The sequence below is a fragment of the Clostridia bacterium genome (genome assembly GCA_036562685.1).
Lineage (GTDB): Bacteria > Bacillota > Clostridia > Christensenellales > DUVY01 > DUVY01.
In genome coordinates this window covers 1-14489 of sequence record DATCJR010000060.1, presented here as the reverse complement: position 1 = coordinate 14489, position 14489 = coordinate 1, and the positions used below count along the sequence as shown (strand labels likewise).

Annotated in this window: 10 protein-coding genes; all 10 read left to right on the top strand. The window is 35.9% G+C overall.

Annotated features, from left to right (window positions below; genetic code table 11):
- The first annotated feature begins 238 nt into the window (after positions 1-238).
- Positions 239-415, top strand: a complete 177-nt coding sequence (locus tag VIL26_02730; protein HEY8389859.1) for a hypothetical protein — start codon at positions 239-241, stop codon at positions 413-415.
- Between the two features lie 223 nt (positions 416-638).
- The gene (locus tag VIL26_02725) at positions 639-2285 is read left to right on the top strand and encodes a formate--tetrahydrofolate ligase (protein ID HEY8389858.1); all 1647 of its coding nucleotides are present in this window, start codon (positions 639-641) and stop codon (positions 2283-2285) included.
- A 62-nt stretch (positions 2286-2347) separates the two neighbouring features.
- Positions 2348-3961, top strand: coding sequence for a glutamine--tRNA ligase/YqeY domain fusion protein (locus tag VIL26_02720; protein ID HEY8389857.1), 1614 nt, complete (start codon positions 2348-2350; stop codon positions 3959-3961).
- A 16-nt stretch (positions 3962-3977) separates the two neighbouring features.
- Positions 3978-4808, top strand: coding sequence for an NAD-dependent epimerase/dehydratase family protein (locus VIL26_02715; protein HEY8389856.1), 831 nt, complete (start codon positions 3978-3980; stop codon positions 4806-4808).
- Positions 4809-4829: 21 nt separating this feature from the next.
- Positions 4830-6617 (top strand): alanine--tRNA ligase, encoded by a 1788-nt coding sequence (locus tag VIL26_02710; protein HEY8389855.1) that lies wholly within the window; start codon positions 4830-4832, stop codon positions 6615-6617.
- 225 nt (positions 6618-6842) lie between these two features.
- On the top strand, positions 6843-8411 hold the full coding sequence (locus VIL26_02705) for a hypothetical protein (protein HEY8389854.1): 1569 nt from the start codon (positions 6843-6845) through the stop codon (positions 8409-8411).
- Positions 8412-8744: 333 nt separating this feature from the next.
- Entirely contained in the window at positions 8745-10688 is a 1944-nt protein-coding gene (ftsH, locus tag VIL26_02700; GenBank protein ID HEY8389853.1) for an ATP-dependent zinc metalloprotease FtsH, read from the top strand.
- Positions 10689-10855: 167 nt separating this feature from the next.
- Positions 10856-11527 carry a hypothetical protein gene (locus tag VIL26_02695; protein ID HEY8389852.1) on the top strand — a complete coding sequence of 224 codons (672 nt, stop codon included), beginning with the start codon at positions 10856-10858 and terminating at the stop codon, positions 11525-11527.
- A 228-nt stretch (positions 11528-11755) separates the two neighbouring features.
- On the top strand, positions 11756-13291 hold the full coding sequence (gene guaA / locus VIL26_02690; GenBank protein ID HEY8389851.1) for a glutamine-hydrolyzing GMP synthase: 1536 nt from the start codon (positions 11756-11758) through the stop codon (positions 13289-13291).
- Positions 13292-13345: 54 nt separating this feature from the next.
- Positions 13346-14489 (top strand): amidophosphoribosyltransferase (purF, locus tag VIL26_02685; protein ID HEY8389850.1); only part of this gene is annotated, 1144 nt, incomplete at its 3' end.

The following is a 14489-nucleotide window of genomic DNA, read 5'->3' as shown; positions in this document are numbered from 1 at the left end:
TTTTCATAATACTATGCGTCATAGAAAAACATATGAAAAATAACGCATATTTTAATCAATCCCCTTTTTGATTCATTATATTTTCATATGCACATATTTACATATGTTAAGATTTTAGTTAATATCAAATTTTAAAACAACATATTTTCACATCAAAAATGATTATCACTATAATAGTATTTGCGATAAACTATTCTATATTAGTATTTGTAATATAGTATTTTTAGGGGATAATACTATGAAGCAAACTTATCAAATACCTGAATATATTTTGAACGGAAGTAAGAAAGAAGAAAAAATAATGACAATACGTGCAAATAGAAATAGCTATTTATTTTTTAATTCTAATGTTTTGTGTATTAAATTTTATATGGCTAATGATTCTAGCCATAAACATTATTTTATGTGCAGTTAATATAAAAAAAGTATCTCAAGGCAAAAAAATCTTTTTGATAATTGCTGTTGCTGTATCTGCTTTGGTAATAATTTTTGGACCAGTTTTTAACATTGTTAATATAATAAAAGTTTTGAGTCATCTTCGTTTTTGATATTACTTATTTTGATAACGCTCACAAGACTTTTGCAATTTACTGTCTATTATGATATTATAAAAATATTAATTTTCGGAGAGATAAAAATTGAAAACGGATATCGAAATTGCATCTTCGGTGACTTTGCGTCCTATTTCCGAAGTTGCCGATGAGTTGGGATTAGATCCTGAAGATTATGAATTATACGGTAAGTATAAGGCAAAAGTAAACCATGTAAAGAGTGAAAAACAAGGTAAACTCATATTGGTTACTGCTATTAACCCTACTCCTGCCGGAGAAGGAAAAACCACGATAAGCATAGGTTTGGCTGATGCATTAAGGCAGCTAAAATACAAGACAATGCTTGCCCTTCGTGAACCTTCTTTGGGCCCGGTATTTGGAATCAAGGGAGGAGCCGCGGGCGGCGGATATGCCCAGCTTGCTCCTATGTCGGACATAAATCTGCATTTTACAGGCGATTTTCATGCGATAACCGCAGCTAACAATCTTTTGTCAGCGATGATTGACAATCATATCTACTTTGGAAATAAGCTTAATTTCAAGACAGTTGTTTGGAATAGATGTCTTGATGTCAACGATAGAGCATTAAGAAATATCAATATTGTATATGACAGCAATTCGGTAATAGGAAACAGAACAGAGAGTTTTAGCATAACAGCAGCAAGCGAAATAATGGCAATCTTTTGCTTAAGTTCTGATTTTGATGACCTAAAAGCAAGACTTTCAAAAATTGTAGTAGGCTATGACAAGGATAACAAGGCTATAACTGCAGGAGACTTGGAAGCATCTGAAGCAATGGCAATCTTATTGTATGAAGCTTTGAAACCCAATCTTGTTCAAACTCTTGAAGGCACTCCTGCTTTTGTTCACGGCGGACCTTTTGCCAATATAGCTCATGGCTGCAATAGTGTAATTGCCACAAAAAGTGCCCTAAAACTTGCAGATATGGTAGTAACAGAGGCAGGATTCGGCGCTGATTTGGGCGCTCAAAAGTTTTTGGATATAAAATGCCGCACCAATGATTTGACGCCTTCGTGTGTTGTTTTGGTTGCGACAGTGCGTGCCTTAAAGTATAATGGCGGTGCAAAAGATTTGAAAACACAAGACCTTGAAGCATTAAGAAAAGGCATGCCTAATCTGACCAAGCATTTGTCTAATATTGTTAATCAATATAAACTGCCTTGTGTTGTGGCTATTAACAAATTTGACACCGATACGCCAGAAGAGATTGAGCTTATAAAAGCAGCATGCAAAGACTTTGGTGTTGAAGCTATAGAAGCATCGGTGTTTGCTGAAGGCGGAAAAGGTGGATTGGATTTGGCAAAAGCAGTAGCTCAAAAATGCGATCAGCCTTTAACCAAAATCAACTTTACATACGAACTTGACGATGCAATAGAACAAAAAATTAATAAAATAGCTCAAAAGATATATGGCGCTGACGGTGTGGATTTCTTGCCAAAAGCTCAAAAACAGCTCAAAAAATTTGAGACAGACGGTTTGAATAACTTGCCTGTATGCATCGCGAAAACACAATATTCCTTAAGTGATAATGCCAATCTTTTGAGTGCACCCAAAGGATTTAGAATTACTGTAAGAGATTTGCAGTTAAGAGCGGGAGCAGGATTTATAGTAGCGGTAGCTGGGGATATAATGCTTATGCCTGGTTTACCCAAAGTACCCAATGCCACCAAGATGACAATTAATCATCAAGGCAAGATAACAGGTCTCTTTTAGGTTAAACATAATTTAAACAGTCAAAAATATAATTAATAATCATTTACGTAAGGGTAAACAAGATGAACTTTATTGAAGAAATTATAACAGATGATCTGAAAAATGGAAGAGTAAAAGAAATTATTACAAGATTTCCGCCTGAACCCAATGGATACCTTCATATAGGACATGCAAAATCCATTTGCCTTAATTTTACTATGGCACAAAAATATAATGGAAAATGCAACATTCGTTTTGACGATACCAATCCAGAAAAGGAAAATGAAGAATTTTGTCAGTCTATAGTAAAGGACGTAGAATGGCTTGGCTTTAAAGGCGATATTTTGTATTCATCTGATTATTTTGATATCATGTACGAATGTGCTGTCAAGCTTATAAAAAAAGGCAAGGCGTTTGTATGTGAATTGACGCCCGACCAAATCCGTGAATATCGCGGAACTTTGACTGAGCCTGGCAAGCCCAGCCCTTATAGAGACAGAAGTATAGAAGAAAACTTAAGGCTTTTTGAAGAGATGCGCGAAGGAAAACATCCTGACGGAAGTATGACTCTAAGAGCCAAAATAGATATGGCAAGCCCTAACATCAATATGCGCGATCCTGTAATTTATAGGGTTTTGCATGCTCATCATCATAGACAAGGCGATAAGTGGTGCATTTATCCTATGTATGATTTTGCACATCCAATAGAAGATGCAATAGAAAAGATAAGTCATTCTATTTGCACTTTGGAGTTTGAAGACCACAGACCTTTGTATGATTGGGTAATCAATGAATGTGAATTTGATCCAAAACCTCATCAATATGAGTTTGCTAGACTTAACCTTACTCGTACTATTATGTCAAAACGCTATCTAAAGAAACTCGTAGATGAAGGTGTGGTTGACGGCTGGGATGATCCCAGAATGCCTACTTTGGCTGGACTCAGAAGAAGAGGTTATCCCGCTGAGGCGCTGAAAACATTTTGCGAGCTAATAGGCGTATCCAAGGCAAACTCAGAAGTTGATGTAGGATTGCTTGAGCATTGCATAAGAGATTATCTCAACGAAAAAGCAGACAGGGCAATGGTTGTAAAAGAGCCGTTAAAGGTTACAATAACCAATTATCCTGAAGATAAGACCGAAATGTTAAAAGTGGAAAACAATCCTAATGACCCCGAAAGAGGTTATAGAGAGATAAGTTTCTCCAATCAAGTTTATATCGAAAAAGAAGATTTCAAGCTTGTACCGCCGCCCAAATATCATAGACTTATTAAAGGCGGTATGGTCAGATTGAAAGGTGCTTATATAATTCGTTGCGACGATGTTGTTTTAGACAACAAGGGAGAGCCGATAGAACTCAAATGCACATATTTCCCTGAAAGTAAAAGCGGCTCAGACACCAGTGGTCTCAAGGTAAAAGGTGTAATTCATTTTGTGGATTGCAAAAATAATTATCCTTGCACTGTAGTTGATTATGATTATTTATTAGATCCTGATGACGGATCAAAAAAAGACTTTTCTGAAAGACTTAATAAAAAATCAAAGACAGTTTTTGCTAACGCAGTAGCTGAAAAATCTTTGGAAAATGCTAAAGTTGGTGTTCCGTATCAATTTATACGCAATGCTTATTATTGTCGTGATTCAAAGACCAATGTATTTAATCATATAGTAGGACTAAAGGACAGCTACAAAGTATAACCATTAAGGAATAAATATGAAGATATTGATAACAGGAGCGGATAATTATATCGCAAAAAACTTTTGCGAAAAATACGCCAAAAGACATAAAATTACAGCACTTGACAGCAGTACAGATATAAGTGATATAAAAACCCTTATTCCTGTTTTTAAAAAAAAGAAATTTGACGCGATCCTGCACTTTGCCGAAGTTTCTGGACGTCCTGATCAAATTGATAAAGAAATAGAAATTATCAATATCATCATGTTTAAAAATATTCAGTCATTAGCAAAAGCTTATGATGTGAAAAAAGTGCTGGTTTTTTCTAATATTAGAGAACTAGAAACTACCAATGGTTTGCAGGCATTTAAGGAAACCGAACATTCAAAATATATGCCGCTTGACTCTTATGGACAGGCTAAGTTTAATATTACCAATATGGCAAGAATAGACAAGTCTGTCTATATCTTGCGAAGTTTTGAAGTGTACGGAAAAGACGCGCCTGACAGTGTAATTACTTCGCTTATATCCCGCGCGGCTCAAGGCAAGGACTTAAGTGTAGAAAAAGACATTGTTTTGTCCGCAATATACATAGAAGATTATTTGAAAATTATCAATGAATTTTTGATGCATTCACATCCTGCTGGGGACTATAATATTACTGCAGATGAACTAGTGAGTGTAAATGATATTTTAAAAAAGCTAAAGCGCGCAACTTCAGATGAAATCAATATAGAAACAGGAAAAGAAAGATTGGAGTTTACCGCAAGCAATGACAAATTGGCGGCGGTAATAGGCGCATTCAAATTTTCCACATTAAGAAGTGCATTAAACAAAATATTTAAAGCATACAAAGACGACATATAATTATTGGAGATATACACTAAGATGAGAAGACTAAGTAGTAAAGAATTAAGAAATATTTGGTTAAAATTTTATCAAAATAAAGGTCATGCTGTAATAGGTTCGGCATCATTAATTCCTGAAAACGACCCTACCGTTTTGTTTACAACAGCAGGAATGCATCCATTGGTGCCTTATCTTTTGGGTGAAAAACATCCAGCAGGCAAAAGACTTTGCAATATCCAAAAATGCGTAAGAACAGGCGATATTGACGAAGTAGGAGATGCTACACACCTTACATTTTTTGAAATGATGGGTAACTGGTCATTGGGCGATTATTTTAAGGAAGAAATGATTTCTTGGAGTTTTGAATTTTTGACATCGCCTGAATATCTAGGAATAGATAAAGATAATTTGGCTGTTTCAGTTTTTGGCGGAGATGAAGACGCACCTAGAGATGAAGAATCTGCTAAGATTTGGGAAAAATGCGGTATTAAACGTGAAAATATTTTTTATCTCCCTAAGAAAAACAACTGGTGGGGACCTGCAGGACTGACCGGACCTTGCGGACCTGATACAGAAATGTTTTTTGATACAGGCAAGTCTAAATGTTCTCCCGAATGCTCGCCTGCTTGCGATTGCGGCAAGTATGTGGAGATTTGGAACGACGTATTTATGCAATACTTTAAGGATGCCGAAGGCAAATTTTCGTCCCTTAGCCAAAAAAATGTGGATACAGGTATGGGCTTAGAGCGTACCTTGTGTTTCTTGCAGGGCAAGAAAAGTGTTTATGAAACTGATGTTTTCCAAGGTGTCATCAATAAGATAGAAGAACTATCTGGAAAAAAGTACGAAGGCGAAAATTTAAAGGCATTTAGAATTATTGCTGACCATATCAGAACAGCAGTATTCATTTTGGGCGACCAGCGCGGCGTAACACCGTCCAATGTCGGCCAAGGCTATGTTCTAAGACGACTTATAAGAAGAGCAATAAGATATGGCAAGATGCTGGATTTGAATTCTAAGAGCTTAACAGAACTTGCTCAGACTATAATTGATCAATATAAAGATGTATATAACGAGCTTGAAGTTAATGCTGAAAAGGTAATAAAAGAACTTGAAATGGAAACCGAACGTTTTGAACGCACGCTCAATACAGGATTGAAAGAATTTGAGCGTACGGTTAAAAACATTCAGGGCAATGTAATTGACGGTGTAAGCGCGTTTAGACTTTATGATACTTATGGTTTTCCTTTGGAAATGACACAAGAACTTGCAAAAGAACATGGATTGCAAGTTGATGAAAAAGGTTATCACGAAGCATTTGCAGCGCATCAGGCAAAATCCCAAAGCGGTGCTGAGCAAATATTTAAAGGCGGACTTGCTGACCATAGCGAAGAGACGACAAAACTCCATACCGCAACGCATTTATTGCAAGCAGCTTTGAGAAAAGTTTTGGGAGAAGAAGTTTTCCAACGCGGCAGCAATATCACGGCAGAAAGACTTAGATTTGACTTTTCTTTCGGACGCAAAGTAGAAAAAGGCGAGCTTGAAAAAGTTGAAAAAATGGTCAATGATGTTATCAGCAAAGACTTGCCTGTAACAGTAGAAGAAATGACCGTAGAAGAAGCAAAAAACAGCGGTGCTTTGGGAGTATTTGAAAGCAGATACGGCGAAAAAGTAAAGGTTTACACCATTGGGAACTTTTCAAAAGAAATCTGCGGCGGACCTCATGTAACCCATACTGGAGTACTAGGCAAATTCAAAATCCAAAAAGAGGAAAGTTCATCCGCAGGCGTAAGACGTATCAAAGCTGTTTTGGAAAAAGCGTAAAACATATAGTAAAACATATTAAGGATTAATAAATATTATAAAAGAGATAGTGGTTATGACTATCTCTTTTTTTCTTGTCAAATTTTTTTGAAAACTAAAATTAGACAATATATTTTAATTTCTTTCAAAATTATCGTATATATTTTTTGATATGTTAGTATATATAAAAATGTATTATTCTATTATTTTTGATCAGTATTTTGTATAATCGGAGCGAAATAAAATATGGGTTACGCTAAAAAAATTCTTATTTTGGGCGAGGTAACCAAGGGTTTTGGAACAGGTGCGGTTAAGGGCGTGGCAACTGTTGAACAAATTGGACCAAATACCAAATGCACCGTTGATATATTCAATCTAAAAGATGTAGCAAAAGGTCTTTTTGCCTTTGGCATAACTTCAGATTCCAGTCCTGTATATGTGGAAAGGTTAGGATTGAAAGGCAAAATAAGCGCGACTTTTTCTTTGGGAGAAATAGATATAAAAGGCAATATGTATTGCGTTCTTTGCTATATAAGCGAAGAGAACATCATACCTATCGCATGGGGCGCAAACAATGCAAAAAAACTGTGGGAAACCAATATTTTAGACGGATTCAAGAGTATTACTCGTCCAAAAATGTTTGCAGGCAAAATTGAAAAGGTCGAACCCAAAAAAGAACTTTATTCTAGCATTGTCCAAAAAGAAGCTCCTAAACCGACAGTTCAAACACAGCAAGTTCAGCCAATAAATAAAACTAATCAAACTCAAAAAGACTATACCGTAAAATATCAGGAAACTGCACCAAAAAGCATATATGAAAAAATAAAAAATAAAGAAAGCCAAAATATTAATTCGGGCACTGTCTTAGGCAGGGCAAGCCATGATGGCAGTGTTTACAAACCCGTAGCAGTTCCTAAAATAACAGTTGCGAAAATATCCAAGGTGCTTGATGATGCAATTTCAGATTATGATGACGATAAAATTTCAGATGTCGCCTTTTATCCGCCCAAAACGGAACCTAGAGACATTCAAAAAGAAAGTGCGGCTGCGGCGTTGGATGTTTCTTTAGCGCAAAACAAAACTGGCTTTTATGAGGCATTTGAAGAAGTGCCAAGAGAGCTTGTTGATGAATATAAAGACAATACAGTAAGAAATAGTTTTTATAAGACGCAAGAAGAAGAACAATATGATCAATATGATTATCATGAAGAATATCAAACACAAATATCTCAAGCTCCATATAAAGAGCAATTTGAAACGTATAAAAATAAAGAGCATAATAATATAGAAGACATCAGTTCGCAAAAACAACAAGATGTTGATGAATACCCCAGATATATTTCGTCTTGGGGCGGATATAACAATATCAAGCTAAAAGATACAAACAACTCAAATAATATAAAAAAAGAGGCGGCGGCGGAAGACATGAATGAGCAAAATGAAAAAGAGCAAGAGCAGGAGCAGGAGCAGGAGCAGACAAAAGAGGGAAAATATTTTGAAAGCGTAAAAGACCGCCTTGATAAGATTTTTGAGCAAAGTCCGCCCGAAGAGCGGCTTAATAAGTTAATGCCCGATACTTATTGGGTAAAAGTGGAGCTTGCAAAAGATCAGTATTATGTCATTGGGTTGATTGGCGAAGGTCCTGACTATATAGGATATGGTGTTCCTGGCGAATATTCGGTCAATCCTCCAAAAGAACTACAAGGTTATTGTAAATGGCTTGCACTTGATCAAAACAAACCTTACGGCGAAGGATATTGGATGATGTATCAGGACGCAGATAACGGCGAAAGCATTAACCTGGATTTAATTTAGGTTTTATTTTTTAAGGATTATAACTCAATAATAGTCTTTTATGTTTTTATAACATAGCATTAGTAGCTATTATTGCTTTTAGTTTCTTATGTTTTTTATTCTTTTACAGTTTTGTCAACTTGTTTTATAAAGATTTAATTTATATTTTATTTTTTAAAAAAACATGTTATCATAATCAATATAGATAAAGTGTTAACAACTTTTTTCATTTTGGTTTTAGGTTTTGTGGAATTAAATTGAACCTATTGTGACATAAATATCATTGATATGTAATATGATTTATGATAAAATAACGATTACCAAATCCTAAGTGATTTTTAACGGAGGAATAATTTGAAAACAGGCACAAAAGGGATTATAGTTACAGCGGCGCTTGTGCTAAGCATTTTGGTGTTAGTGGGAATTTTCATGTTCAGCAACCAACCCAAAAGCAAATCCTATGACGAAGCAATTGATCTAATAGTAAAAGGCGAAATAAAATATGTTTATGTAGATGGATATCAAGCAAAAGCCAAAGAAAAAGCTTCCAGTAATAAATATAGCTATGTTTTTAATGTCCCTAGCAGAGCAGAATTTGTAGATGATCTTATACGCGAGTTTGATACAAAAGATGAAAAAGATATAACTTCAATTTTAGATATAAAGAACAATTACGGCTTTTCTCTTGAGTTTAATGATCCTAATGCAGGTTCTATATTGTCATATCTGCCGTATCTAGGCGGAGTGGTAATATTGGTGATTATGGCATTTTTTGTATATAGAATGCTTAATCAGGGCAACAAACAGGCGATCAACTTTTCTAAATCCAAAGCCAGACTTAATCAGAACATGAAAGTAAGATTTTCTGATGTTGCAGGTGCCGAAGAAGAAAAAACTGAATTAGCCGAAATTGTAGAATTTTTGAAAAATCCTAAAAAGTTTGAACAAGTTGGAGCAAGAATTCCTAAGGGTGTATTGTTAGTGGGCCCTCCCGGAACAGGTAAAACATTGTTTGCAAAAGCTGTTGCAGGCGAAGCCAATGTTCCTTTCTTTTCAATAAGCGGTTCTGATTTCGTAGAAATGTTTGTCGGTGTTGGTGCATCTCGTGTAAGAGATTTGTTTGATGACGCAAAAAAGAATATGCCTTGTATAGTATTCATAGACGAAATTGATGCTGTTGGACGTCAAAGAGGTACAGGCTTAGGCGGCGGTCATGACGAAAGAGAACAGACTTTAAACCAATTGTTGGTACAAATGGACGGATTTGAAACTAACAGCGGAATTATTGTAATGGCTGCAACCAACAGAGCAGATATACTTGACCCCGCATTGCTAAGACCAGGAAGATTTGACAGACAGATTTATGTCAACATTCCTGATGTAAGAGGCAGAGAAGAGATTTTCAAAGTTCATTCAAGAAATAAGCCTATAGGTTCAGATGTTGATTTCAAGGTTTTAGCTAGAATAACCAGCGGTTTTTCTGGCGCAGATATAGAAAACTTGCTTAACGAAGCTGCTATTTTGGCGGCGCGCGCAGGCAGAAAAGTTATCAATATGATTGATATCAACGAAGGTATCAACAAAGTCATAATGGGACCTCAGAAAAAGAGCAGAGTTATTACCGAAGTTGACAAGCGTATTACCGCTTATCATGAAGCAGGTCATGCTATTGTAGCCAAGGTATTGCCTCATTGCGATCCTGTTCATGAAGTTTCTATAATTCCTAGAGGAAGAGCTGCAGGTTATACAATGACCAGACCTGAAAATGATGATTCACATATGACTTTAAATAAGCTGTATGATGACATAGCCATGACGATGGGCGGAAGAGCTGCCGAAGAAATAGTGATAAAAGATATATCCACAGGTGCTGTGGGCGACCTTCAAGCCGCAACTGAACGCGCAAGAAAGATGGTTATGGAATGGGGTATGAGTTCGGAGCTTGGTCCTATTTATCTTGGTTCTACTCAGGAAATATTTTTAGGCAGAGATTATCAAACTGTTCATAATTACAGCGAACAAGTAGCTGCAGTAATTGATTCTGAAGTTAAAAAGATTTTGGACAAAGGACATCAAACCGCACTTAAAGTTCTCAATGAACATCGCGATGTAATGGACAAAATGGTAAGACTACTTATAGAGAAAGAAACCATTTATGCCGAAGAAGTTGATGCTTTGATGGCCGGAAAGCCTTTGGAAGAAATTGAAAAAGGCTTGGAAGAAAGATTGCAGCTTCGTGCAAAACAAGCCAATGAAGCAGTTGCTCGTCCTACCAATACACAAGGCAGCAAAGCATAATAAAGATAAAATAAAAAAACAATGTGCGATAAAATTAATTTTATCGCACTAATTTTTTGAAAATTTTTATTTTTTATAAAATCAAAGCACTAAATAATATAAAAGTGCTTTTTGGTTTGACTGAAAACAAAAAATCATATATACTAACCCCAAAGGGATTGAAAAATATGGCAAAAACAAAGAGAAAAACAGGGAAAATTATTGGGAACACAATTTGGATAACATTAGTGGTATTGATAGTGGCATTTTTTGTAACCACTGGTTTGATTCGTACCAATCCGGCACCTAAAGTTGACAAGCCTTATTCTATTCAGATAATTTCTGAAGGCGGATTCGGCAAAACATCTGCTTCGACAAAAGAGCTTATAACCGGTACTTCATCAGAAAATGATTTAAATAAACTTTTTAACACATATAATGATGCTACCAATTTTTCGGCATTGAGCGGTATTTTGGAAAACAAATGGTTTTTAAAAGCTAAACTAGCAGTTGATGCTGATGATAAAGACGAATATAAGAAGCTTGAAGCTGACGATATAAAAGCAATCACTGCGCAATCATCTTCAGTTAAGAATGGCTCAAAATACTTGATTGTTTTTAGATATTTAGATAATCAAGGTTCGGTTAAAAAGACCGCCAAGATTGACGGCGTTGAAATAACTTATGATTCTGTTTATTTTGTTGTAAGATACACAAGCAATGAAATAGGTTCATTTAAGATATATCTTGTTGACCAAGAAGCTATGGAAACAGATATAGATTATTACACCTATGAGATTGTATCTTATGGAAAATTAACTAAGTTATATAACTTAATAGAAGATATTTTGGGAAAATAATAATTAAAAATTAATTATATCCGCCTGAAAGTTCAGGCGGATTTTTTTATTTTAGTAAAAACTTATCTCTAGTATAAAAAGATTCGTTTTTTTCTAAGGATAAAAAGTGGACATTTTGTTATATAATCGTTAAAATTAACTTATTTGTTGCATGCTATTAATCAGTTGAGAAAAACATTTAATTTTGATAAAATAAAATAGCTTTTTTAATTTAGGAAGTAAACGAACTTGAACACACAAACAGTTATTATTTTAGATTTCGGCGGACAATATAATCAACTTATTGCAAGACGCGTAAGAGAATGCAATGTTTATTGCGAATTATTGCATTATGATACGAGTATCGAAAAAATCAAAAGCATTAATCCCATAGGTATTATTTTTACGGGCGGACCTGATAATGTCTTTGAAGACAATGCACCTAAGCCCGACAAAAGCATTTTTTCATTGGGAATACCAGTACTAGGAATTTGTTACGGCGAGCAACTGATCGCACAAATGCTAGGCGGCAAGGTTGTTCCTGCATCAAAATCCGAATACGGCAAGGCTGTATTGACCGTTGATAACACACACAAATTATTTGAAGGTGTGTTGAAAAATTCAGACTGCTGGATGAGCCATACAAATCAGGCTGAAGTTTTGCCTGAAGGCTTTTATTCAATAGCACATACGGATACATGTCCCAATGCCGCTATCGCTAATGACCAATTAAAGATTTATGGAGTACAGTTCCATCCCGAAGTCAACCATACGGTAGAAGGAACTAAGATTTTGAAAAACTTCTTAATTAATATTTGCGGTGCTAATGCTGATTGGAAGATGAGCAAATATGCCAGTGAATATGCTGACATGCTCAAGAACAAAATCGGCGACAAGAAGGTTTTATGCGCATTGAGCGGCGGAGTTGACAGCTCAGTTTCGGCAATGCTGTTAAGTCGTGCTATAGGCAATAACCTGACCTGCATTTTCGTGGATCATGGTTTATTGAGAAAAAACGAAGGCGATGAAGTTGAAGAATTTTTCAAAAATAAGCAAAACATTAATCTAATTAGAGTTAATGCCCAAGATAGATTTTTAAACAGGCTAAAAGGTGTAACAGATCCTGAAGCCAAAAGAAAAATTATAGGCGAAGAGTTTATCCGCGTATTTGAAGAAGAAGCGGCAAAAATCGGCGAAGTTGACTACCTTGTTCAAGGCACTATATATCCCGATGTTATCGAAAGCGGTTTGGGTAAAAGTGCTGTAATTAAGAGCCACCACAATGTCGGCGGATTACCCAAAAACATCAAATTTAAAGAAATAATTGAGCCGCTGAGAAGTCTGTTTAAAGACGAAGTAAGAAAGCTTGGACTTGAACTTGGAATGCCTGAAAAGCTGGTTTATAGACAACCTTTCCCTGGCCCCGGATTGGCTGTACGAGTTATTGGCGAAGTAACAAAAGATAAACTTGATATTTTAAGAGAAGCGGATGCGATATTCAGAGAAGAAGTTGCTTTGGCTGGACTTGACAAGAGCATTAATCAGTATTTTGCCATATTGACAGATATGCGTTCAGTAGGCGTAATGGGAGATGAAAGAACTTATAATTATGTTTTGGCTCTTAGAGCTGTAACAACTACTGATTTTATGACAGCCGACTGGGCAGAAATACCTCATAATATACTAAAGCGTGTAAGCTCACGAATTGTCAATGAATTACGTGTAATCAATCGTGTAGTTTATGATATAACCTCAAAACCCCCTGCCACTATAGAGTGGGAATAATCCTGAATTATATATTTTTTATATATAAAATCTTTTTAGGTTGGGCTAAAAGCAATGGTTTTTGATAAAGTCAAAGAAGAGTGCGGTGTTTTCGGTTTTTTTGATTTTGATGGATTTGATGTAGCCAAAATGACCTATTACGGACTTTATGCTTTGCAGCATCGTGGCCAAGAAAGTTGCGGAATTGCAGTTAACGACAATGGACTAATACGTGTTCATAAGGACATGGGCTTAGTAAACGAAGTGTTTAACACAGAAAACATAGCCCAGCTAAAAGGTTCAATAGCGGTAGGTCATGTTAGGTATTCTACTTCTGGCGGATCACTAAGAGAAAACTGTCAGCCGTTAGTGAGCCGTTATGTTAAGGGCACGCTTACAATAGCTCATAATGGCAATTTAACTAATGCTAATGAATTAAGATATCTTCTAGAACACAAAGGCGCGATTTTCCAATCATCTTCTGATACCGAAGTAATAATGCATTTGGCGGCCATTGCTAGGACAAAAACCCATTCAATAGAAGAAGCAATGCTAAAAGTAGTAGAAAAGTTAGAAGGTGCTTATTCTTTGATTGTTATGAGTCCTAGAAAGCTGATAGGAATTAGAGATCCTAAGGGATTTAGACCGCTGTGTATAGGAAAGCTAAAAAATTCTTATATCTTAGCCAGTGAAACTGCAGCTTTGGATGTAATAAGAGCTGAATTTGTGCGAGATGTCCAACCGGGCGAAATGGTTATAATAGACAAAGACGGATTTAGATCAATAAAATACGCCGATGATCCCCAAAAGTCATTGTGCGTGTTTGAATATATTTATTTTGCAAGACCTGACAGTATTATAGACGGCGTAAGCGTTTATAATTCTAGAGTAGAAGCCGGCAAATTATTAGCAAAAGCTCATCCTGTAGAAGCTGACATAGTTGTTGGAGTGCCTGATTCGGGACTCAATTTTGCAGTAGGATATGCACAAGCAAGCGGTATTCCTTACGGCGAAGGTCTTGTAAAAAACAGATATACAGGAAGAACATTTATTAAGCCCACACAAGCCGAACGAGAAATGAGCGTGAGTATAAAACTCAATGTCCTAAGGGATAACGTTGCTGGCAAAAGGGTAATATTAATTGACGATTCTATTGTTCGCGGAACAACGTGTGCCAATATAATAAAAATTCTCAAAGATGCAGGGGCTACTGAAGTAC

Bases quoted from the DNA above. Each gene is read 5' to 3' on its own strand.
- VIL26_02730 (HEY8389859.1), top strand. From the start codon at position 239: ATGAAGCAAACTTATCAAATACCTGAATATATTTTGAACGGAAGTAAG.
- VIL26_02720 (HEY8389857.1), top strand. From the start codon at position 2,348: ATGAACTTTATTGAAGAAATTATAACAGATGATCTGAAAAATGGAAGA.
- VIL26_02715 (HEY8389856.1), top strand. From the start codon at position 3,978: ATGAAGATATTGATAACAGGAGCGGATAATTATATCGCAAAAAACTTT.
- VIL26_02710 (HEY8389855.1), top strand. From the start codon at position 4,830: ATGAGAAGACTAAGTAGTAAAGAATTAAGAAATATTTGGTTAAAATTT.
- VIL26_02705 (HEY8389854.1), top strand. From the start codon at position 6,843: ATGGGTTACGCTAAAAAAATTCTTATTTTGGGCGAGGTAACCAAGGGT.
- VIL26_02695 (HEY8389852.1), top strand. From the start codon at position 10,856: ATGGCAAAAACAAAGAGAAAAACAGGGAAAATTATTGGGAACACAATT.